18 protein-coding genes are annotated in these 20158 nt (G+C 69.5%); 8 read left to right on the forward strand and 10 right to left on the reverse strand.

The genetic code is table 11. The features are described 5' to 3' along the window. From EIO58_RS03590 to EIO58_RS03635, 10 genes are all read right to left on the reverse strand, one after another. Positions 1-1135, reverse strand: a 1135-nt coding sequence (locus EIO58_RS03590; protein ID WP_164861518.1) for an acyltransferase family protein, incomplete at its 3' end; no start/stop codon positions are given. 301 nt (positions 1136-1436) lie between these two features. Next, entirely contained in the window at positions 1437-2144 is a 708-nt protein-coding gene (locus tag EIO58_RS03595) for a hypothetical protein (RefSeq protein WP_127818321.1), read from the reverse strand. Positions 2145-2693: 549 nt separating this feature from the next. After that, on the reverse strand, positions 2694-3809 hold the full coding sequence (locus EIO58_RS03600) for an adenosine deaminase (protein ID WP_127818322.1): 1116 nt from the start codon (positions 3807-3809) through the stop codon (positions 2694-2696). Between the two features lie 60 nt (positions 3810-3869). Continuing rightward, positions 3870-5177 (reverse strand): thymidine phosphorylase, encoded by a 1308-nt coding sequence (locus tag EIO58_RS03605; RefSeq protein ID WP_127818323.1) that lies wholly within the window; start codon positions 5175-5177, stop codon positions 3870-3872. Further along, on the reverse strand, positions 5174-5575 hold the full coding sequence (locus EIO58_RS03610) for a cytidine deaminase (RefSeq protein ID WP_127818324.1): 402 nt from the start codon (positions 5573-5575) through the stop codon (positions 5174-5176). Before EIO58_RS03610 ends, EIO58_RS03605 begins: the two co-directional genes overlap by 4 nt. A 131-nt stretch (positions 5576-5706) precedes the next feature. Continuing rightward, on the reverse strand, positions 5707-7008 hold the full coding sequence (locus tag EIO58_RS03615) for an ABC transporter permease (protein ID WP_446723865.1): 1302 nt from the start codon (positions 7006-7008) through the stop codon (positions 5707-5709). Then, positions 7005-8336 (reverse strand): ABC transporter permease, encoded by a 1332-nt coding sequence (locus tag EIO58_RS03620; protein WP_205789113.1) that lies wholly within the window; start codon positions 8334-8336, stop codon positions 7005-7007. Before EIO58_RS03620 ends, EIO58_RS03615 begins: the two co-directional genes overlap by 4 nt. Next, positions 8333-9862: an ABC transporter ATP-binding protein gene (locus EIO58_RS03625; protein ID WP_127818325.1), complete on the reverse strand. Its 1530-nt coding sequence runs from the start codon at positions 9860-9862 to the stop codon at positions 8333-8335. The genes EIO58_RS03620 and EIO58_RS03625 overlap by 4 nt, the downstream gene beginning before the upstream one ends. Before the next feature lie 83 nt (positions 9863-9945). Beyond that, positions 9946-11046, reverse strand: coding sequence for a BMP family lipoprotein (locus EIO58_RS03630; RefSeq protein ID WP_127818326.1), 1101 nt, complete (start codon positions 11044-11046; stop codon positions 9946-9948). Positions 11047-11213: 167 nt separating this feature from the next. Further along, complete coding sequence (locus EIO58_RS03635; RefSeq protein WP_127818327.1) at positions 11214-12329, reverse strand: mannose-1-phosphate guanylyltransferase; 1116 nt, start codon at positions 12327-12329, stop codon at positions 11214-11216. 234 nt (positions 12330-12563) lie between these two features. Between EIO58_RS03635 and sdhC the strand changes: the two genes are divergently transcribed. From sdhC to trpS, 8 genes are all read left to right on the forward strand, one after another. After that, the gene (gene sdhC, locus EIO58_RS03640; protein WP_240658550.1) at positions 12564-13001 is read left to right on the forward strand and encodes a succinate dehydrogenase, cytochrome b556 subunit; all 438 of its coding nucleotides are present in this window, start codon (positions 12564-12566) and stop codon (positions 12999-13001) included. After that, complete coding sequence (locus tag EIO58_RS03645) at positions 13001-13453, forward strand: succinate dehydrogenase hydrophobic membrane anchor subunit (RefSeq protein WP_127818329.1); 453 nt, start codon at positions 13001-13003, stop codon at positions 13451-13453. The genes sdhC and EIO58_RS03645 overlap by 1 nt, the downstream gene beginning before the upstream one ends. 40 nt (positions 13454-13493) lie before the next feature. Beyond that, entirely contained in the window at positions 13494-15299 is a 1806-nt protein-coding gene (gene sdhA / locus EIO58_RS03650) for a succinate dehydrogenase flavoprotein subunit (protein ID WP_127818330.1), read from the forward strand. After that, the gene (locus tag EIO58_RS03655; RefSeq protein ID WP_240658551.1) at positions 15299-16099 is read left to right on the forward strand and encodes a succinate dehydrogenase iron-sulfur subunit; all 801 of its coding nucleotides are present in this window, start codon (positions 15299-15301) and stop codon (positions 16097-16099) included. Before sdhA ends, EIO58_RS03655 begins: the two co-directional genes overlap by 1 nt. Positions 16100-16238: 139 nt before the next feature. Beyond that, positions 16239-16490, forward strand: coding sequence for a hypothetical protein (locus tag EIO58_RS03660; RefSeq protein ID WP_205789115.1), 252 nt, complete (start codon positions 16239-16241; stop codon positions 16488-16490). A 10-nt stretch (positions 16491-16500) separates the two neighbouring features. Beyond that, positions 16501-17763, forward strand: a complete 1263-nt coding sequence (locus EIO58_RS03665; RefSeq protein WP_240658552.1) for a YihY/virulence factor BrkB family protein — start codon at positions 16501-16503, stop codon at positions 17761-17763. 30 nt (positions 17764-17793) lie between these two features. Beyond that, complete coding sequence (locus EIO58_RS03670) at positions 17794-18642, forward strand: exodeoxyribonuclease III (protein WP_205789117.1); 849 nt, start codon at positions 17794-17796, stop codon at positions 18640-18642. An 81-nt stretch (positions 18643-18723) separates the two neighbouring features. After that, positions 18724-19728, forward strand: a complete 1005-nt coding sequence (gene trpS, locus EIO58_RS03675; RefSeq protein WP_127818333.1) for a tryptophan--tRNA ligase — start codon at positions 18724-18726, stop codon at positions 19726-19728. Positions 19729-20158 lie beyond the last annotated feature (430 nt).

The raw sequence follows: 20158 nt of genomic DNA on the forward strand, positions 1-20158 counted from the left end.
CGCGCGCTGCGCGCGCCCCCGCCGCACCGGGCGCCGGCATCCGTCGCCGTTCGAAGCGGTCGGTGAGCATCACCAGGAGCGCCGTCGCGACGCCGACGCCGACCAGCCATGCCGGCCGTGTCACCCACCAGGCGAGGCTCAGCGGGTCGGCGAAGGGCACCCCCACCCCGACGAGGACGGCGGCGAACAGCACCAGCGCCGGCATGTGCCAGAGGTAGATCGTCATGGAACGCGAGCCGACCGCGTCGACTGCAGCCGACACCCGAGGGCGGGCGGCCACGCGCCGCAGGCGGGGCGCGGCGAGCGCGAAGGCGAACAGCTGCGCGACGCCCAGCACCACGAGGCACACGGTGGGCGGGTTGAGGTTCACATACATGTCGGGCGAGTACGCGCCCGAGGCGAAGAGGGCGGCCAGCGTCACGAGCGATGCCACGAGTCCGGCGATGAGGCGACCACGCGACAGAGTGGCGACGCGCCCGTCGGCCCACCAGAATCCGAGCTGCTGCACCGCGAGCCAGACGAACGCGAGGTTGAGGTAGCCGAGGGCCTCGATGCCGGTGCTCAGCCTGAGCGCGTCGACGGCGACCACGCCGAGCACCATCGTGCCCAGAGTCGTCCCCGGCGCGCGCTCGTGGGCCCACGTCAGCAGCGGCACCAGCGCCGTCGCGCCGACGTACACGCCGAGGAACCACATCGGCTGCGCCATGCGGAAGCCGAGCTCGCCGACGAGCTCGGGCGAGACGCCGGCGGCGAGCGCCAACGAGAGGCCGGCGCCGATGACGCCGAACGCCGCGATCGCGGGCACGGCCAGCCGCCGCAGGCGTCCCGTCACGAACGTCACCGCGGAGTCCCCGCGCGAACGCATGCGACGCCACTGCGTGACGCCTGCGAAGCCACCGACGATGAAGAACAGCGGCATCATCTGCACGATCCACGACATCGGCGCGAACCAGTCCTGGCCGATCACGACGTTGGTGACGCCGATCTCGCCGCCGGTGACCGTGATCCCGGCCATGAAGGCGTGCAGGGCGACCACGACGACCAGGCACGCGGAGCGCACGAGGTCCATTGCCGCGTCCCGCGGCGCGCCCGCGGAGCGGACGGTGTCGGTGCGGGGACGGTTCAGAAGCGTCACGGCGGCTCCTTCGTTTCGGTGGTCCCCCCACCGTACGAACCGGCCTTCGTCGCGCGCGTCCCCCTCCGGAGCCGACCTCGCACCCCCTACCCCGGTAGGGGTCTCGCCGGTTGTCCCCGGCTCCGGGTCCAGATATCGCACCATCCAGAAACCCCCGAACGTGCGAAAGGTGGACCGCATCCCTGCCCGGCCCGGTCCGGACGACGGATGCTGCGGCCGTCGGGTCCGGGATTCGCAGGTGTCGGGCACGCCGAAGGTGCGGAAGGTGGACCGCACCCCGGCACCGTCGGCCGAGGTCGACTCAGCCGCACCATCCAGCACGCACCAGGGCGCGACGCACCAGTTCGACGGCTGGAGCCGGGTCCGGGCTCAGGTGATGGTTGAGGATCCGTACGAGCCGCCACTCGAGGTCGTCGATCCCGCGCCATCTGTCGGCGTCGCGGGCGAACTGGGCGGGATCCTCCGCATGCTGGCGACCGTCGTACTCGACCGCCACCCGATACGCGGGGTAGGCCTGATCGAGGCGGGCGACGAAGCGGCCGCCTGCTCCGCGCAGCTCGTACGCGAGGTGCGGCTCTGGAAGTCCCCCATCCACGAGCGCCAGGCGCAGCCTCGTCTCCCACGGCGATTCGGAGCCGTCGCGGACGCGGTCGAGCAACGGCTGCAGTCCGGGCCGCCGCATCGCGGCCGCCTCCGCCCGAAGCTGCTCGATCGTCGCCAGGCGTCGCCGTCGGGCGACCAGGAAGTCGGCCGCGATGATCAGTTCCACGTCGGGGACGTGGATCGACGCCTGCACCCAGGCTCGCACCGGATCCTCGATGCGCAGCCCCCCGACCCGCCCGAAGGCGGGCTCGCGAGGCGCCAGCCGGTGAGACACGATGCCTCTGGTCCGCGCCGGGTTGCGTGGCCGCACCGCCGAGACGTGGATCGCCTCGTCCCAGTCGTGGGGCGTGGGAGCGCCGCGGAGGATCAGAGCGGTGCCGTGACTGAAGAAGTCGCGTTCGCCCATGCGGGCTGCGAATTGGCGGCACCGCCGCGTGAAGTCGCGCAGTCGCCGCTCGCGGGGCGAGCGCTTCCCGGAATCCTCATGATCGAGACCCGCTTCGCCCCGCCGCTCCCGCACGCCGTGGAACGGCCGATCGAAGCGCGGGCCGTTCAGCGTCCCGCGTCCGAGCCCTTCGCGGAGGCCGTCCGCGACGCGGAACGGCTCATCCCCGAAGGCCGACCGCCGTGGCGTCATCCTCCGAGTTCAGCGGCTCCACACGCCCGCCGTGCCGCGACCACGGATTCCCGTGGACAACTCCGCCATGGACCCCGGTGGGGAGGAGCCGGCACGGCTCCGGTCCTGGTTCCGCATCCCTCATGCACCCCGAACCTGCGATTCCAGAACGGCACCTCTCCGGGCGGGGACTCCAGGTGATTCGCGGTCCAGGAAGCGCACGGGATCGGCGTGCGGAACGTGCGAAACCCGGACCGCACGCGTCCGGGAGGGGGCACCGGGGAGGGAGACGACGGATGCCGCGAGCCGCGGCATCCGTCGTCTCGAGGTGGGCGCGGGCTAGCTGCCGAAGCCCTCGGAGATGAGATCGATGAGCTCCTCGCGCTCCTCGACCGCGAGGAAGGCGCCCGCGGCGGCGTTGAGCTGGAATACCTCGAGGTCGTCGAGGCCGTAGTCGAACGTCTCGGCGAGCAGGGCGAGTTCGCGCGTGAGCGAGGTGCGGCTCATCGTGCGGTTGTCGACGTTCACGGTCACCGAGAAGCCGAGCTGGTACAGCAGGTCGAACGGGTGGTCCTCGAGCGTCGTCCCCCACCGCTCGATGGCACCGGTCTGCAGATTCGACGACGGCGACAGCTCGAGCGCGATCTCGCGATCGCGGACCCATCGAGCGAGGTCGCCGAACTGCACGAGCACCTCTTCGCCGGCGCGCGAGACGACCTCGAGGTCTTCTGCGATGCGCACCCCGTGGCCGAGGCGCAGCGCGCGCCCGTCGATGAGGGCCGAGCGGATCGAGTCGAGCCCGGCCGCCTCGCCGGCGTGGACCGTGGCGGGGAAGAACTCCGACGCGAGGTAGTCGAACGCCTCGCGGTGGTTCGACGGCGGGAAGCCGTCCTCGGGTCCGGCGATGTCGAAGCCGACGGCGCCGCGGCCGCGCCACTGGACCGCGAGCCTCGCGATCTCGAGCGAGCGGTCTGTGTGCCGCATCGCGGTGATGAGCTGACCGACGCGGATGTCGTGCCCGCGACGCTCGGCGACATCCTCGCCCTCCTCGATGCCCTCCTGCACGGCGGCGACCGCCTCGTCAAGCGACAGCCCGCGCGCCAGGTGCTGCTCCGGAGCCCAGCGCACCTCGCCGTAGATCACGCCGTCGGCGGCGAGATCCTCGACGAACTCGCGCGCGATGCGCGTGAGCCCCTCGCGGGTCTGCATGACGCCGGTCGTCAGGTCGAAGGTCTTCAGGTACTCGACGAGCGAGCCCGAGTCGCTCTTCTCGGCGAACCAGTCCGCGAGCTCATCGGGGTCGGTCTCGGGCACCTCGAGGTCGATCGTCTCGGCGAGCTCGACGATGGTCGCCGGGCGCACGCCGCCGTCGAGGTGGTCGTGCAGCGACACCTTCGGGAGGCCGCGGATCGACACGCCGTCGAGGATCGCGTCACCGTGCTGGTCGATGGGCATGGATTCTCCTGAGCAGTTGCGGTCGTGGATCCGAGGACGGAGGCGGACGGATGCCTCAGCCTAGGCGCTGATGCGTTCGAGGACGAGCGTGCTCGTCGCCGGGGCATCCGGTCCGATCTGCCACGCACCCTCGAGCGCCTCGAGGGCGCGATCGAACCTCGACGCATCCTCGCCGAGCAGGGTGAACAGGGGCTGACCGGGCGAGACGACGTCGCCGGGCTTGACGTGCAGGTCGATGCCGGCGGCGTGCAGCACGGGGTCCTGTGCCCGCGCGCGCCCCGCGCCCAGCCGCCAGGCGGCGATGCCGAACGGCAGGGCCTCCATCCGGGTGAGATGGCCGGGCTCGGTCGCCGTCACGGTGTGGGTCTCGCGCGGTGCCGGGAGCGCGGCATCCGGATCCCCGTCCTGCGCGCGGATCATCGCTCGCCACGCGTCCATCGCGCGGCCGTCCTGGAGGGCGGCCCCGACGTCGGCATCGGGTTGTCCGGCGAGCGCGAGCATCTCGCGCGCGAGCGCCACCGTCAGCTCGACCACGTCGGCGGGCCCGCCGCCGGCGAGCACCTCCACGGACTCGCGCACTTCGTTCGCGTTGCCGATCGCAAGGCCCAGCGGCGTGTTCATGTCGGTCAGGAGCGCGGTCGTCGAGACGCCCGAGTCGGTGCCGAGCGCGACCATCGTACGGGCGAGCTCGCGCGCGAGGTCGACGTCGCGCATGAACGCACCCGACCCGAACTTCACGTCGAGCACGAGCGAGTCGGTGCCCTCGGCGATCTTCTTCGACATGATGCTCGACGCGATGAGCGGGATGGCCTCGACTGTGCCTGTGACGTCGCGCAGCGCGTACAGCTTCTTGTCGGCGGGGGCGAGCCCCGACCCCGCGGCGCAGATGACGGCGCCGACGTCGCGCAGCTGCGCGAACATCTCGTCGTTCGACAGCGCCGCGCGCCATCCCGGAATCGACTCGAGCTTGTCGAGCGTGCCGCCGGTGTGCCCGAGCCCGCGGCCCGACAGCTGCGGCACCGCGACGCCGAACGACGCGACCAGCGGCGCGAGCGGGAGGGTGATCTTGTCGCCGACACCGCCTGTGGAGTGCTTGTCGACGGTCGGCTTGCCGAGGCCTGCGAAGCTCATGCGCTCACCGGACGCGATCATCGCGTCGGTCATCACACGGATCTCGTCGCGCGTCATGCCGTTCAGCAGCACCGCCATCGCGAACGCCGCCATCTGCGAGTCGGCGACGTACCCCCGCGTGTACGCGTCGACCATCCAGCGGAGCGCATCCTCGGGGACCGCTCCCCCGTCGCGCTTCGCGCGGATGACGTCGACCGCGTCGAACGGCTCCAGCGCGGCATCCGTCGGGCCAGTCATCGCGCCGCCTCCTCGAGGTCGCGGGGGCCGAACGCGTCGGGCAGGACCTCCTCGATCGTGCGGATGCCCGAGACCGTCTCGAGCAGCATGCCGGGGATCGCGAACTCGTACAGCAGCTGCCGGCAGCGGCCGCACGGCATGATCGTGTCGCCGTGGCCGTTGACGCAGACGAACGCCACCAGGCCTCCGCCGCCCGTCATCTGCAGCTCGCTGACGAGTCCGCACTCGGCGCACAGCCCCACGCCGTACGAGGCGTTCTCGACGTTGCACCCCGTGACGATGCGGCCGTCGGTCACGAGGGCCGCCGCGCCCACCTTGTAGCGGGAGTATGGGGCGTACGCGCGCTGCATCGCCTCCGTCGCGGCCGCCCGCAGCTCATCCCAGTCGATATCGGTCACGAACGCACTCCATTCGCGTCAGTCAGGATCCGAGCCCGCTGGCGCGCGCTCGGACTGCAGGGTTCGGGAGATGGCGATCCGGATGCCTCGGCTCGGCATCCGTCGGTCGTCACAGGTGAGTCGGGCACGCGTCATCCCTTGATGTACGGCTTGCCGGCTGCGGCCGGGCCTCGGACCTGACCGGCGAAGCCGACGACGGCGAGAATGGTCACGACGTACGGCAGCATGGCCATGAACTCCGACGGAATCGGCGAGCCGAGGTTCGTCAGGAGTGTCTCGAGGTTCGTCGTGAACCCGAACAGCAGCGCAGCGAGCGTCGCACGGACGGGGTCCCAGCCTCCGAAGATCACCGCGGCGAGCGCGATGAATCCGAGGCCGCCTGTCATCTCCTTGTCGAACGACCCGACCGAGCCGAGGGTGAAGTACGCACCGCCGATGCCGGCGATGGCGCCGGCCAGCAGCACGTTCCAGAACCTGGTCGGGTTCACCTTGATGCCCACGGTGTCGGCTGCCTGCGGGTGCTCGCCGACGGCGCGAAGGCGCAGACCCCAGCGCGTCTTGTAGAGCCCCCATGCCACCAGCGGCACGGTGATGTACATCACGTAGACGATGAGCGTCTGGTTGAAGATCACCGGGCCGATGACGGGGATGTCGGACAGGAACGGGATCGGCCATCTCGGGAACCGCGGCGGAGAGTTGAGCGCCTCGGCGTTGGGGTTGAGCACCGCGCCGTGCAGGAAGCTCGTGAGGCCTGTGATGAGGACGTTCAGCACCACGCCGACGATGACCTGGTCGACCAGGTACTTGATCGCGAACGCCGCCAGGACCGAGGCGACGAGCGCTCCGGCGAGCATCGCGGCGAGGAGCCCTGCCACGTACGAGCCGGTGACGCTGGCCACCACGGCCGAGCTGAACGCGGCGAGGAGGAACTGCGCTTCGATGGCGACGTTGACCACGCCCGCACGCTCGCCCAGCACGCCGCCCAGGGCGCCGAACACAAGCGGCACCGACAGCGACAGGGCGCCGAAGAGGAGCCCGGTGACGGGCACCAGTCCGCCGGCGGCCGACCACGTGAGAAAGGCGAACACGGCGAGCAGCGCGTAGACGACCGGCAGCCACAGTCCGATCCGTCGGTAGGTGCTCACCGCCCAGAACGCGTAGGCCGTCATCAGCGCGAGCAGAAGGGCGCAGACGATCACCGCGGCCCACGTGGGCACGCCGATGTCACCGAGGTTCACCGACGACGTGCGGTCGCTCAGCCGGTACGTGCTGACGCCGTGGCGGCCGAAGGGGAACGCCATGATCCAGACCAGCACCGTGGCGACGGCGAGGCTGATCGGGAGCTTCCAGCGGCGCTGACGCACCTTCTCGCGCGAGACCGGGCTGTCGCCGGGAGCGGCGGCTGTCGGAGCGTTCAGGCTGTCGATGCTCACGAGGCCACCTCCGCCTTCGCCGCGCGGCGAGCTCGCTTCTTCGCCGACAGCTCGCTGTCGTCCTTGGGGAGGAAGAAGATCGTCCGGATGAGCGGCGGCGCCGCGATGAACAGGACGATCAGCGCCTGCACCACGACCACGATGTCGACGGGGATGTCTTCGGACACCTGCATCGTGAAGCTCCCCGCCTTGAGAGCACCGAAGAGGATGCCGGCGGCGAAGACGCCCCACGCGCGGCTCCGCCCGAGCAGCGCCACCGTGATGGCGTCGAAGCCGATGCCGGCGTCGATGTGGTTTCCGAAGCCGCTCGTGATGGTTCCGGCGATCTGGTTCACGCCGGCGAGACCGGCGAGACCGCCCGCGAAGGCCATCGCGTAGATGATGACGCGCTCAACGTTGATGCCGGCGGCGCGCGCCGCGAACGGATTCTCGCCGACGGCCCTCATGCGGAAGCCGAGGCTCGACCGTTCGATGAGCCACCACACGAAGGCGGTCGCGGCGATCGCGACGATGAAGCCCCAGTTGACGGTGAGCGGTGCGCCGAACATCGACGGGAACTGCGCGCTGGGCGGCGTCGGAGGCGAGATCGGCTGCGTGCCTCCCGGCCGCTGCAGCAGACCCGGTGTGGCCAGCAGCCACGAGAGGAAGTAGAACGCGACGAAGTTGAGCATGATCGTCAGGATCACCTCGTGCGCACCGGTGCGGGCCTTCAAGAACCCGACCAGGCCACCCCACACCATGCCGCCGGCGATGCCCGCCGCGATCGTCAGCGGGAGGTGGATGACCATCGGCGCCTGGACGTTGATGGCGACGAACGCCGCCGCGGCGATGCCTATGAGCATCTGACCTCGGGCGCCGATGTTGAACAGACCCACGCGGAAGGCCAGGCCGACGCCGAGGCCCGCCGCGATCAGCGGAGTCGCGAAGTTCAGCGTGTCGGTGATCGGCTTGATCGCCCGGACGAAGCTGTCGGCGGTGTAGTTGAAGATCGCCCCGCGGAAGAGCGCGGAGTACGCACCGGCCACCGCATCCCAGGCGGCGAGGAGGGTGTCCTGGGGTCTGGCGAAGAAGTAGCCGGCGGCGCGCTGGACCTCGGGGTCGGTCACCGCGATGAGCACGCCGCCGATGAGCATCGCCAGCACGATCGCGAGGATCGTCGTGACGATGTTGCTTCGCAGCATCTCGCGGATGAGCTGGTTCTGCCGCGGAGGCGGCGGCACCTCGTCGATGGGGGTGAGCGTCTGGGTCTCGCCCTGCGCTGTCCGCGTCATCACCGGGTCGCTTCCGCCCGGACCCAGGTTCGTGCTCTCGGGGTTCTGGTCGGTCATGCGGGCACCTCCTGCGCGGCGTGGCCGGAGGGCTTCTCGCCCGCCATCATGAGTCCGAGCACCTCGCGGGGAGCGTCCCCCGGCACGATGCCGACGATGCCGCCGCGGTACATCACGGCGATGCGGTCGGCGAGAGCCGAGACCTCGTCGAGTTCGGTGGAGACCACGATCACGGGCACGCCGGCGTCGCGCGTCTCGATGATCCGCTTGTGCACGAACTCGATCGAGCCGACGTCGATGCCCCGCGTCGGCTGCGACGCGACGAAGATCTTCAGGTCGCGGCTCAGCTCGCGCGCGAGGACCACCTTCTGCTGGTTGCCGCCCGAGAGGCGGCCGGCGGCGAGGTCGGGACCCTGCGTGCGGATGTCGAACTCGGCGATCTTCTCTTCGGCGAATTCGCGCAGAACGCCGCGGCGCAGCGTCGCACCCGTGAAGAACGGCGCTCCGCTGGAACGATTGAGGATCAGGTTGTCGGCGACGCTGAACTCGCCGACGAGTCCCTCGACCTTGCGGTCCTCGGGGACGAAGCCGACGCCTTCGTCGATGATCTGCTTGACGGTCATGCCGACCAGTTCGGTGCCGTCGAGTTGGATCGAGCCAGAGACCCGGCGCTGAAGGCCGATGATCGCCTCGGTGAGCTCGGTCTGCCCGTTGCCCTGCACGCCGGCGATCGCGAGCACCTCGCCCGGTCGCACCTCGAAGCTGATGTCGTTCACGACGATCTGATCGCGCTCGTCGATCACGCGCAGGTCGCGTACGACGAGACCGCCGTCGCGTGGCTGGGGAGCCTGCTTCTGCACGGTCAGCTCGACGGCGCGGCCCACCATGAGCGAGGCGAGCTCGGCGTTGCTGGCGGTCGCCTCCGCCTCGCCGACGACCTTGCCGAGCCGGATGACGGTGATGCGGTCCGCCACCTCGCGGACCTCGCGCAGCTTGTGCGTGATGAAGACGATGGCGGTGCCTTCGTCCCGCAACTGGCGCATGATGCCCATGAGCTCGTCGGTCTCCTGCGGGGTCAGCACCGCAGTCGGCTCGTCGAAGACGAGGATCTTCGCGTCTCGCGAGAGCGCCTTGATGATCTCGACGCGCTGCTGAGCGCCGACCGGGAGGTCGCCGACGAGCGCGTCGGGGTCGATCTGGAAGCCGAACCGCCCCGCGACCTCGCGCACGTGCGCGCGCGCCCGATCCAGGTCGAGGACACCGCCGAATCCTGTCGCCTCGTGACCGAGCATCACGTTCTCGGCGACCGTGAAGACCGGGATCAGCATGAAGTGCTGATGCACCATGCCGATGCCCGCGGCCATGGCGTCGCCCGGGCCGGCGAAGTCCTGCACCTGGCCGTCGAGGAGGATCTCGCCCTCCTCCGCGGTGTACAGGCCGTACAGCACGTTCATGAGGGTCGACTTGCCGGCGCCGTTCTCACCGAGAAGACAGTGGATCTCGCCGGGTTCCACGACGAGATCGATGTGATCGTTGGCCACCAGTGCGCCGAATCGCTTGGTGATCCCCCGGAGCTCGAGCGTCATAGCCGCCAATCTATCGAGTCGACGGACGGCCGGGCAGATGCATGCATCTGTCCGGCCGCCCGGGGTGATTCAGCTGTTCGCGATTACGGCGACGACGGCGAGGACGCGTCGATCGAACCGTCGATGATGCCCTGGCGGATCTCTTCGAGCTCGTCCGCGAGCGCAGGGTCGACGAGCGACTCGAAGTCGTGGAACGACGAGATGCCGACGCCGTCGTTCTCGAGTGTGCCGATGAACGGCGTCACGTCGAACTCGCCCTCTGCAGCCTCGGTGGCGGCCTCCTGGACGGCGACGTCCATGCCCTTGAGGATAGAGAGAAGCAGCAGGTCGGCGACCGTGGGGTCGGTCTCGAAGACATCGGCGTCGACGCCGAGCAGCGCGATTCCGCCGCCCGAGTCGCGGATGGCCTCAGCCGCCGACTGGTAGATCGGTCCGCCGACCGGCAGGAGCACGTCGACGTCCTGGTCGATGATGCCCTGCGCGACCTGCTTGGCCTTGTCGTTCGCCGCGAACTCGTCGGTGAACTGGCCCTCCTGGGTCTCGACGTCCCAGCCGACGACCTGCACGTCGGTGCCGTTCTGCTCGTTGTAGTACTCGACGCCGCGCTGGTAGCCGTCCATGAAGATCGTCACCGGCGGGATCTTCGCGCCGCCGAAGGTGCCGACCTTGCCGGTCTCGCTGAACGACGCGGCCGCGTAGCCGCCGAGGAACGCCGCCTGGGCGGTGTCGAAGACGAGCGGCTTGATGTTCGGCGCGTCGGTCTCGCCGTCGAAGTCGTTGTCGGCCCAGTCGTCGATGATGGCGTAGTTGATGTCGGGGTTGGCGAGTGCGGCCTCGACCGTCGGCGCGCTCAGCAGGAAGCCGACCGAGACGATCAGGTTGCAGCCCTCAGCCGCCAGGTTGTCGAGGTTCGCGGCGTAGTCGCTGGCGGACGCCGACTCGGTCGTGGCGATCTCGAAGCCCAGCTCGTCGGCGGCGGCCTCGAGGCCCGCCAGACCCAGCTGGTTGAACGACTTGTCGTTGAAGCCGCCCTCGTCCGAGACCATGCAGGCCTTGAAGTCGCTCGCGGCTTCGCCGCCCTCGGTCGGGTCCGTCTCCGGGGCGGAGCCACAGCCCGCGAGGGCCAGAGCGATGCTCGCCGCGGCGACGACGCCGGCGAGCTTCTTGGTGCGTGAGATGGTCAACTCAGCCTCCACTAGATCGCCCCGCGTCCTTCACGGGGACTGCATAAAGTTACACACTGTGACGAAGCAGTTGCATGCCTGCGGAACCCGTTGGGGCCGAAAGGTTACAAAGACGCAATACAGCCGTCATCAGGAGATCGGATGCCGCGGCCTCGCGGCACCCGATCTCAGAGCACTTCGCCCCGGCCGCTGAGCTTGAGCGCGTCGACGACGCCCTTGACCCGCTGGGCGTGCTCGCTGGTGGTCACCAGCAGCGCGTCCTCGGTGTCGACCACGACGATGTCGCGCACACCGATGACGCTGATCACTCGGCGCGTCTGACTGACGACGATGCCGCTGGCGGCGTCGGAGAGGACGCGGGCGTTCTCGCCGAGGATGGCGAGGTCGTTCTTGCGCCCGCCGGAGTTGAGCTTGGCGAGGCTCGCGAAGTCGCCGACATCGTCCCAGTCGAAGTGGCCGGGTATGACGGCGAGCCGGCCCTTCGCGGCGGCGGGCTCGGCCACCGCGTAGTCGATCGCGATCTTCGTCAGCGTGGGCCACACCCGGTCGACCACCGGGCCGCGTGCGTCGCGGTCGTCCCAGGCCTCGGCGAGGTCCATGAGACCCGCGTAGAGCTGCGGCTCGCTCTCGGCGATCTCGCCGAGGAGCACGTCGGCGCGCGAGATGAACATGCCGGCGTTCCACAGGTAGTTGCGGTCGGCGAAGTACTCCTTGGCCGTCTCGAGGTCGGGCTTCTCGACGAAGCTCCGCACGAGGGCCGCCTCCGGTGCCCCGCCGACGGGAAGGGCGTCGCCCTTGCGGATGTAGCCGAACCCGACCGACGGCTCCGAGGGCTGGATGCCGATCGTGCAGATGTAGCCGTCGCGCGCGGTCGCGACCGCCTGCTGCACCGCCCAGTCGAACAGCTGGGGCACCCGGATGACGTGGTCGGCCGCGAACGAACCGACGATGACGTCGGGTTCGCGGCGGGCGAGGATCGCGGCGGCCAGGCCGATCGCCGCAGTGGAGTCACGCGGCTCGGACTCGAGGAAGACGTTCTTGTCGGGGATGCCGGGGAGCTCCCTCTCCACCGCGGCGCGGTGCGCGCGGCCCGTCACGACCGAGATGCGGTCCGGCCCCGCCAGCGGTTCGAGGCGGTCCCACGTGTCGCGCAGCAGCGTCTTGCCCGAGCCGGTGAGGTCATGCAGGAATTTCGGCGCGTCGGCGCGCGAGAGCGGCCACAGCCTGCTGCCTATCCCGCCGGCGGGGATGACGGCGTAGAAGTTCTCGATGGGACCTGACATGCCTCACAGGCTATCCCGCGGCGAAACAACCGCGGTTCTTGCCGCGGGCGAAGATCCCTTCGGATGGAGGTGCGGTAAGGGTGGCCTAGGTCGCCACCCCGCGAGAAGCGGGAATAGGATGGTCGCAGCGCCCGCGTGACGCCGATGGCTCGAGATCTCGGTCCCGGGCCACATCAGGGGCCCTGTCTCTCGACAGCGATCCGCCCCACCATGTTCGATCCAGGGAGGACGGCCGTGTCTGCACCAGCACGCGTCACACCGTCGGTATCCGAGACCACTTCCCGAGTCCCCCGCGGCACCCTGTACCGCGGGAACGAAGGCATGTGGTCGTGGGTGCTGCACCGCATCACCGGCATCGCGATCTTCTTCTTCCTGCTGGTCCACGTGCTCGACACGGCACTGATCCGCGTCGCCCCGGAGGCGTACGACGCGGTCATGAGCACCTACAAGAACCCGATCATGGGTATCGGCGAGGTCGTGCTCGTGGGCGCGATCGCCTACCACGCCTACAACGGGCTGCGCATCATCCTGGTCGACTTCTGGCCGTGGGCGACGCGCCACCAGCGTCAGCTGTGGTGGGGCGTCATCGGCCTGTTCCTGGTGACGATGATCCCCTTCACCGTCCGCCACCTCTCGAACGTGTTCGCGTACGGCTGGGGAGGAGAGCACTGATGTCCACGATCGCCGAGCCTCGCGCTCCCCGCACCGCCGTCCGCCGCAGCGGACCCAACCTCGAGAAGTGGGGCTGGATCTACATGCGCGCCTCCGGCGTGCTGCTGGTCGTCCTGATCTTCGGCCACCTGTTCGTGAACCTGATGATCGGCGACGGCATCCACGCGCTCGACTTCGCGTTCGTCGCCGGCAAGTTCGCGTCGCCGTTCTGGCAGTGGTGGGACGTGCTGATGCTGTGGCTCGCGCTGATCCACGGCGCCAACGGCATGCGCACGATCGTCAACGACTACGTGACGCACGAGAGCACCCGCCGCGTGCTCGTATGGGCGCTCTGGCTCGCCGCCGCGTTCCTCATCCTGCTCGGCACGCTGGTGGTCTTCACCTTCGACCCGTGCATCCCCAACCTGAGCGACGGCAGCGTGCTCGCCGAGTTCTGCAGCGCGCAGGGCTGAGCGCACCGACGAGTCAAGAGACAACCGAGGCATTCCACACGTGACAACTCAGACCGCGGACTCCTACGTCAAGGACGGCGTCCACTACCACCAGTTCGACATCGTCATCGTGGGCGCCGGCGGCGCCGGCATGCGGGCAGCGATCGAGGCCGGCCCGGGCGCGAAGACGGCCGTCATCACCAAGCTCTACCCGACGCGCTCCCACACCGGCGCGGCGCAGGGCGGCATGGCGGCGGCGCTCGCCAACGTCGAAGAGGACTCGTGGGAGTGGCACACCTTCGACACCGTCAAGGGAGGTGACTACCTCGTCGACCAGGACGCGGCCGAGATCCTCGCCAAGGAGGCGATCGACGCCGTCATCGACCTCGAGAACATGGGTCTGCCCTTCAACCGCACGCCCGAGGGCAAGATCGACCAGCGCCGCTTCGGCGGCCACACCGCCGACCACGGCAAGACCCCGGTGCGCCGCGCGTGCTACGCCGCTGACCGCACCGGCCACATGATCCTGCAGACGCTGTTCCAGAACTGCGTCAAGCTCGGCATCAACTTCTTCAACGAGTTCTACGTGCTCGACCTCATCACGGTGCCCGGCGACGCGGGCACGACCGAGATCGCCGGCGTCGTCGCGTACGAGCTCGCCACCGGCGACCTCCACGTCTTCCACTCCAAGGCCGTCATCTTCGCCACCGGCGGCTTCGGCAAGATCTTCAAGACGACCTCGAACGCGCACACGCTCACCGGCGACGGCGTCGGCATCATCTGGCGCAAGGGCCTGCCGCTGGAGGACATGGAGTTCTTCCAGTTCCACCCGACCGGTCTCGCCGGGCTCGGCATCCTGCTCACCGAAGGCGCCCGCGGCGAAGGCGCGATCCTGCGCAACGCCTCGGGCGAGCGGTTCATGGAGCGCTATGCGCCGACCATCAAAGACCTGGCGCCCCGCGACATCGTGAGCCGCTGCATGGTCCAGGAGGTCGCCGAGGGCCGCGGAGCCGGCCCGCACCGCGACTACGTGCTGCTGGACTGCACGCACCTGGGCGCCGAAGTGCTCGAGACCAAGCTTCCCGACATCACGGAGTTCGCGCGCACGTACCTCGGCGTCGATCCGGTGGTCGAGCCGGTGCCCGTCATGCCCACCGCCCACTACGCGATGGGCGGCATCCCCACCAACAACGACGCCCAGGTGCTCAGCGACAACACCACCGTCGTGCCGGGCCTGTACGCGGCCGGCGAGTGCGCGTGCGTCTCGGTGCACGGCTCGAATCGCCTCGGCACCAACTCGCTGCTCGACATCAACGTCTTCGGCAAGCGCGCCGGCCGCAACGCGGTCGAGTACGTAAAGACCGCCGAGTTCGTGCCGCTGCCCGAAGATCCTGCCGCCGAGGTGCGGAGCATGATCGAGGGGCTGCGCGGCAACCAGGGCACCGAGCGCATCGCGGTCCTGCGCAAGACGCTCCAGGACGAGATGGACCGCAAGGCCCAGGTCTTCCGCACCGAGGAGTCGCTCGGCGAGGTGCTCGAGGTGATCTCCGAGCTGCGCGAGCGGTTCAAGAACATCCACGTCGACGACAAGGGCAGGCGGTTCAACACCGATCTGCTGGAGGCCGTCGAGCTCGGGTTCCTCCTCGACATCGCCGAGGTCGTCGTCGTCACCGCGCGCAACCGCAAGGAGAGCCGCGGCGGGCACATGCGCGACGACTTCCCCCAGCGGGACGACGAGAACTACATGCAGCACACGATGGCGTACCTCTCGGGCGACGCCGGCTCGTCGAAGGCCGACGACCACATCCGCCTCGACTGGAAACCCGTCGTGATCACCCGCTACCAGCCGATGGAGAGGAAATACTGATGGCGACCTCGGCCACCGACGTCATCGAGCGCACCGACGCCGACGCTCCCGCGCGTGCGGAGGAGGTCGCGAGCGACACCGGCATCCAGTCGTTCCTGGTGACCTTCATCATCCGCCGCTTCGACCCCGAGGTCGATGAGGAGCCGCTCTGGGTCGACTACGACGTCGAGCTGTACTCGACCGATCGCGTGCTCGACGCGCTGCACAAGATCAAGTGGGAGGTCGACGGTTCGCTGACCTTCCGCCGCTCGTGCGCGCACGGCATCTGCGGTTCCGACGCGATGCGCATCAACGGCCGCAACCGGCTCGCGTGCAAGACGCTCATCAAGGACCTCGACATCTCGCAGCCGATCTATGTCGAGGCGATCAAGGGTCTCCCCCTCGAGAAGGACCTCGTCGTCGACATGGAGCCGTTCTTCGCGTCGTACCGCGAGATGCAGCCCTTCCTCATCGCGAGCTCGAAGCCGGAGCCCGGCAAGGAGCGCATCCAGTCCATCGTCGATCGCGAGGTGTTCGACGACACCACGAAGTGCATCCTGTGCGCCGCGTGCACCTCGTCATGCCCGGTGTTCTGGACCGACGGCCAGTACTTCGGCCCCGCCGCGATCGTGGGCGCGCACCGCTTCATCTTCGACTCGCGCGACGACGGGGGCGACGTGCGCCTCGACATCCTCAACGACAAGGAGGGCGTGTGGCGCTGCCGCACGACCTTCAACTGCACCGAGGCGTGCCCCCGCGGCATCGAGGTGACGAAGGCGATCGCCGAGGTCAAGCAGGCCGTTCTGCGCGGACGCCCGTAGGCCGGACGCCGCAGCCCACGCCGTCCGCGGTTCCCGCGCTGCGCGCCTCGCCGTCGCCGGCGCGCAGGTCTCGCAGGGGCCCGGGCTATGCCGTCATCGCCACCTCGCTCCCCGCGCTGAAAGCGGGGCGCTGATCCCGGTGACCTTCGGTGCCGCGGGCGAGTTCGATCGTCTGCACAGCGACCAGGTGATCGCACGCCTGAGCCTCTTCGACTATCGCCGCGCAATCGGCGGCGCAGTGGTCGTCGGCCTTCTCGCCGACGGACCCAGGCTCGGCCCCGCGTCCCTGCTGCCCGCGGTCGCAATCGCGGCGGTGCTGTTCGCGGTGCCTCGGTTCCGCACGCGACCGGATGCCGCGCTCGCACGCGAGCCGGTGGCCGAAGGTCGCTAGTCTTTCTCCCGTGACAGACGAGCGCCGCCCGCATTCTCGCGATGTCGCGCAGGCGGCGGCGCGCGAGGAGGAGAGGCTCCGTGCGCGCTGGGAGCGCGAGGAGGAGCACCTCCATGAGCGGTTCGAGGTGCCGCTGAGCAAAGCGACCGCCCTCACCCGGCGGACGCTCTCGTGGTTCCCGGTGCGCGTGTGGCGTCATTTCCTGCGGCACAACGGGTTCCTCCTGGCCGCGGGAGTGAGCTACCAAGCCCTGTTCGCGACGTTCGCCGGCATCTACGTCGCCTTCGCCGTCGCCGGTCTCTGGCTGGGCGGCAGCCCGAAGGCGATCGACGGCGTCATCGACCTCATCAATACCTACATCCCGGGTCTCATCAGCGACCAGGGCGGTCTGTTCACCCCCGAGCAGGTCACCGCGATCGCGACGAGCAACGCGGGAGTGCTGGGCATCACGGGCATCGTCGCGCTGGGCGCCCTGATCTGGACCGCGATCGGCTTCGTCACCTACACGCGTCGCGCAGTACGCGACATCTTCGGTCTTCCGCCCGATCTGCGCAGCTACGTCTACCTGAAGGCCCGCGACCTCCTCGGCGCCTTGCTCTTCGCGCTCGGTCTGCTCGTCGGCTTCGTCGCAACCTCGATCGGCACGTGGGCCCTCACGCTCGTCTCCTCGCTGTTCGGATGGACCGACACGTCGGGCGTATACGCGATCGCGACCCGCATCGGCACGATCCTGATCTCGTTCGTGATCTTCACGGGCGCGCTGGGCGCCCTCATCCGCTTCCTCACCGGCACGCGGCTGCCATGGCGGCGCATCTGGCCCGGCGCCCTCCTCGGCGGCGGCGCCATCACCGTGCTGCAGCTGTTCGCCGGGTGGCTCTTCGTCTACACGCCGTCCAACGTGCTGCTCGCGACGTTCGCGATCTTCGTCGGCCTGCTGCTGTGGTTCCGCATCATCGGCATCATCATGCTGGTGGCTGCCGCGTGGATCGCCGTTGCGGCGAACGACGACGATGTGCCGCTCCTGCCGCAGACCGAGGCAGAGCGGCTCGCGAAGGAGCACGAGGCGCTCCTGATCGCTGCGCGCGTGCGCCTGCGCACCGCGCAGCGGGCCCGCGCCGAAGCACCCTGGTATCGCACCTGGAGCGCAGACCGCGCCGTGCGGACGGCGCAGCAGGAACTCACCCAGGTCGAGGCATCCGCCCCGCCATCGGCCGCCGCCGTGCCAGCCGTGACGAAGGCGAAGGTCCGGACGAACGGCGCCCGGCCCCGCTGAGTGTCAGCGGCGCCGGATAGTCTGGCGGGCGTGCCTCGTCGTGTTCGCATCGCCTCTGTCAACGTCAACGGAATCCGCGCGGCCACGCGCAAGGGCATGCTCGAGTGGCTCGACGCGGCCGACATCGACGTGATGGCCCTGCAGGAAGTCCGTGCCACCGAACAAGAGCTGCGCACGGCGCTCCCCGGGTGGGAGGTCGTCAACGACGAGGCGCTGTCGAAGGGCCGCGCGGGCGTCGCCGTCGCGAGCCGCCTGCCGTTCGTCGACGTGCGGCGCGTGCTCGGGCCCGAGCCGCTCGATTCGGCGGGGCGATGGATCGAGGCCGACTTCGACATCGACGGCGAGCGCCTGATCGTGGTGAGCGCCTACGTGCACACCGGCGAGGCCGAGACGGCGAAGCAGGATGCGAAGTGGGCGTTCCTCGACGCGATGGAGAAGCGGATGCCGCAGCTCGCGGCCGCGTCGCCGCTCGCGCTCGTCATGGGTGATCTCAACGTCGGCCACCGCGAGCTCGATATCCGCAACTGGAAGGGCAATGTCAAGAAGGCCGGGTTCCTCCCCCGCGAGCGGGCGTATTTCGACCGGTTCTTCGGCGAAGCCCACGCGCCGGTGACAGGAGTGGACGGCTCGGTGGGCCCCGGACTCGGGTGGGTCGACGTGGGCCGCCGGTTCCACGGCGACGTGGACGGCCCGTACACGTGGTGGTCGATGCGCGGGCGCGCATTCGACAACGACACGGGCTGGCGCATCGACTATCACCTGGCCACGCCCGCCCTCGGCGCGCGCGTCACCGACTACCGCGTCGTCCGCGCCCCGTCGTGGGACACCCGCTGGAGCGACCACTCCCCCGTCATCGCCGACTACACGATCGGGCGCTGACGTCGTCGCGGTGGGGATCCTGCCTCGCGGCCCGAATCGGCGCCGGCCGAGGCATCCGTCATTCGCGAATAGGATCGTCCGGTGAGCAAATCGCGTCTGTACTCCGGCATGCAGCCCTCGGCCGACTCCCTCCAGATCGGCAACTACATCGGGGCGCTCATGCAGTGGCGCGACCTGCAGGAGTCGTTCGACGCGTTCTTCTCGGTTGTCGACCTCCATGCCCTCACGCAGCCCAACGACCCCGCCGAGCTGCGCGAGAAGACCCGGCGCACCGCGGCGCAGTACATCGCGGCAGGGATCGAGCCGGCAAAGTCGACGCTCTACGTGCAGTCGCACGTGCCCGCGCACGCCGAGCTCGCCTGGATCCTCTCGACGGTCACGGGCTTCGGCGAGGCCGGGCGCATGACGCAGTTCAAAGACAAGTCTCAGCGCTACGGTTCGGATGCGACCTCGGTGGGCCTGTTCACCTACCCGGTGCTCATGGCGGCCGACATCCTGCTCTACCAGACCGACATCGTGCCGGTCGGCGACGACCAGAAGCAGCACGTCGAGCTCACGCGCGATCTCGCCGAGCGCTTCAACAGCCGCTACGGGCAGGCGTTCCAGGTGCCGGTGCCGGTGATCCAGCAGGAGACCGCGCGCATCTACGATCTGCAGAACCCGACCGCCAAGATGTCGAAGTCGGCAGAATCGGATGCCGGTGTGCTGTGGCTGCTCGACGACCCCGCGGTCTCGGCCAAGAAGATCATGCGCGCCGTCACCGACTCGGAGGGGTCGGTGACGTACGACCGCGAGGCCAAGCCCGGCGTCTCGAACCTGCTGGTGATCTACGCCGCGCTCAGCGGGCGCCAGATCCCGGCGATCGAAGATGAGTACGCGGGCCGCGGGTACGGCGACTTCAAGAAGGGTCTCGCCGAGGTCGTGGTCGAGGAGTTCGGTCCGGTGCGCGAGCGCGCGCTCGAGCTGCTCGCCGACCCGGCCGAGCTCGACCGCGTGCTCGCGGCGAACGCGGCGAAGGCCGAGTCCGTGGCGAACCGCACCCTGGCGGACGTCTACGACAAGGTCGGCCTTCTCCGCCGCGTCTGAGGCTGCCTCGGCGACGTCGCCGGCTCATGGCTCGCGGCTCGGCGCACAACTCAGGCAGGTGCCGGCCGAGCCGGCCGAGGTGGCGGCGCGCGGCGGGACGAACCTGAGTTGTGCGCAGCCACACGCGCGACCCCAGCGCGGCGAGATCCGACCCACTCGACGCCCGGAGCCGGGAGCCCGGAGCCCGTTCGATCGCGCCGCTGAAGGCGCGCAACTCAGGCAGACAGCCGGCCTGACGCCGCATCGGGCACCACGGCCGAGTGTGAAGCCTGAGTTGTGCGCGGCGGCGCGGGGTGGCCGTCTCGCGATCAGCGTGTCGATGAACGGCGACGAGCCGACACCAGCCCGCGGACCGCTCGCACGACGAGGTCGGGGCGATACATGATGTCCTCTGCGAGAGGTCGGAGGGTGGTGAAGCCGAGGGCGGCCG

Source organism: Microbacterium sp. CPCC 204701, assembly GCF_004010105.1.
Classification (GTDB): domain Bacteria; phylum Actinomycetota; class Actinomycetes; order Actinomycetales; family Microbacteriaceae; genus Microbacterium.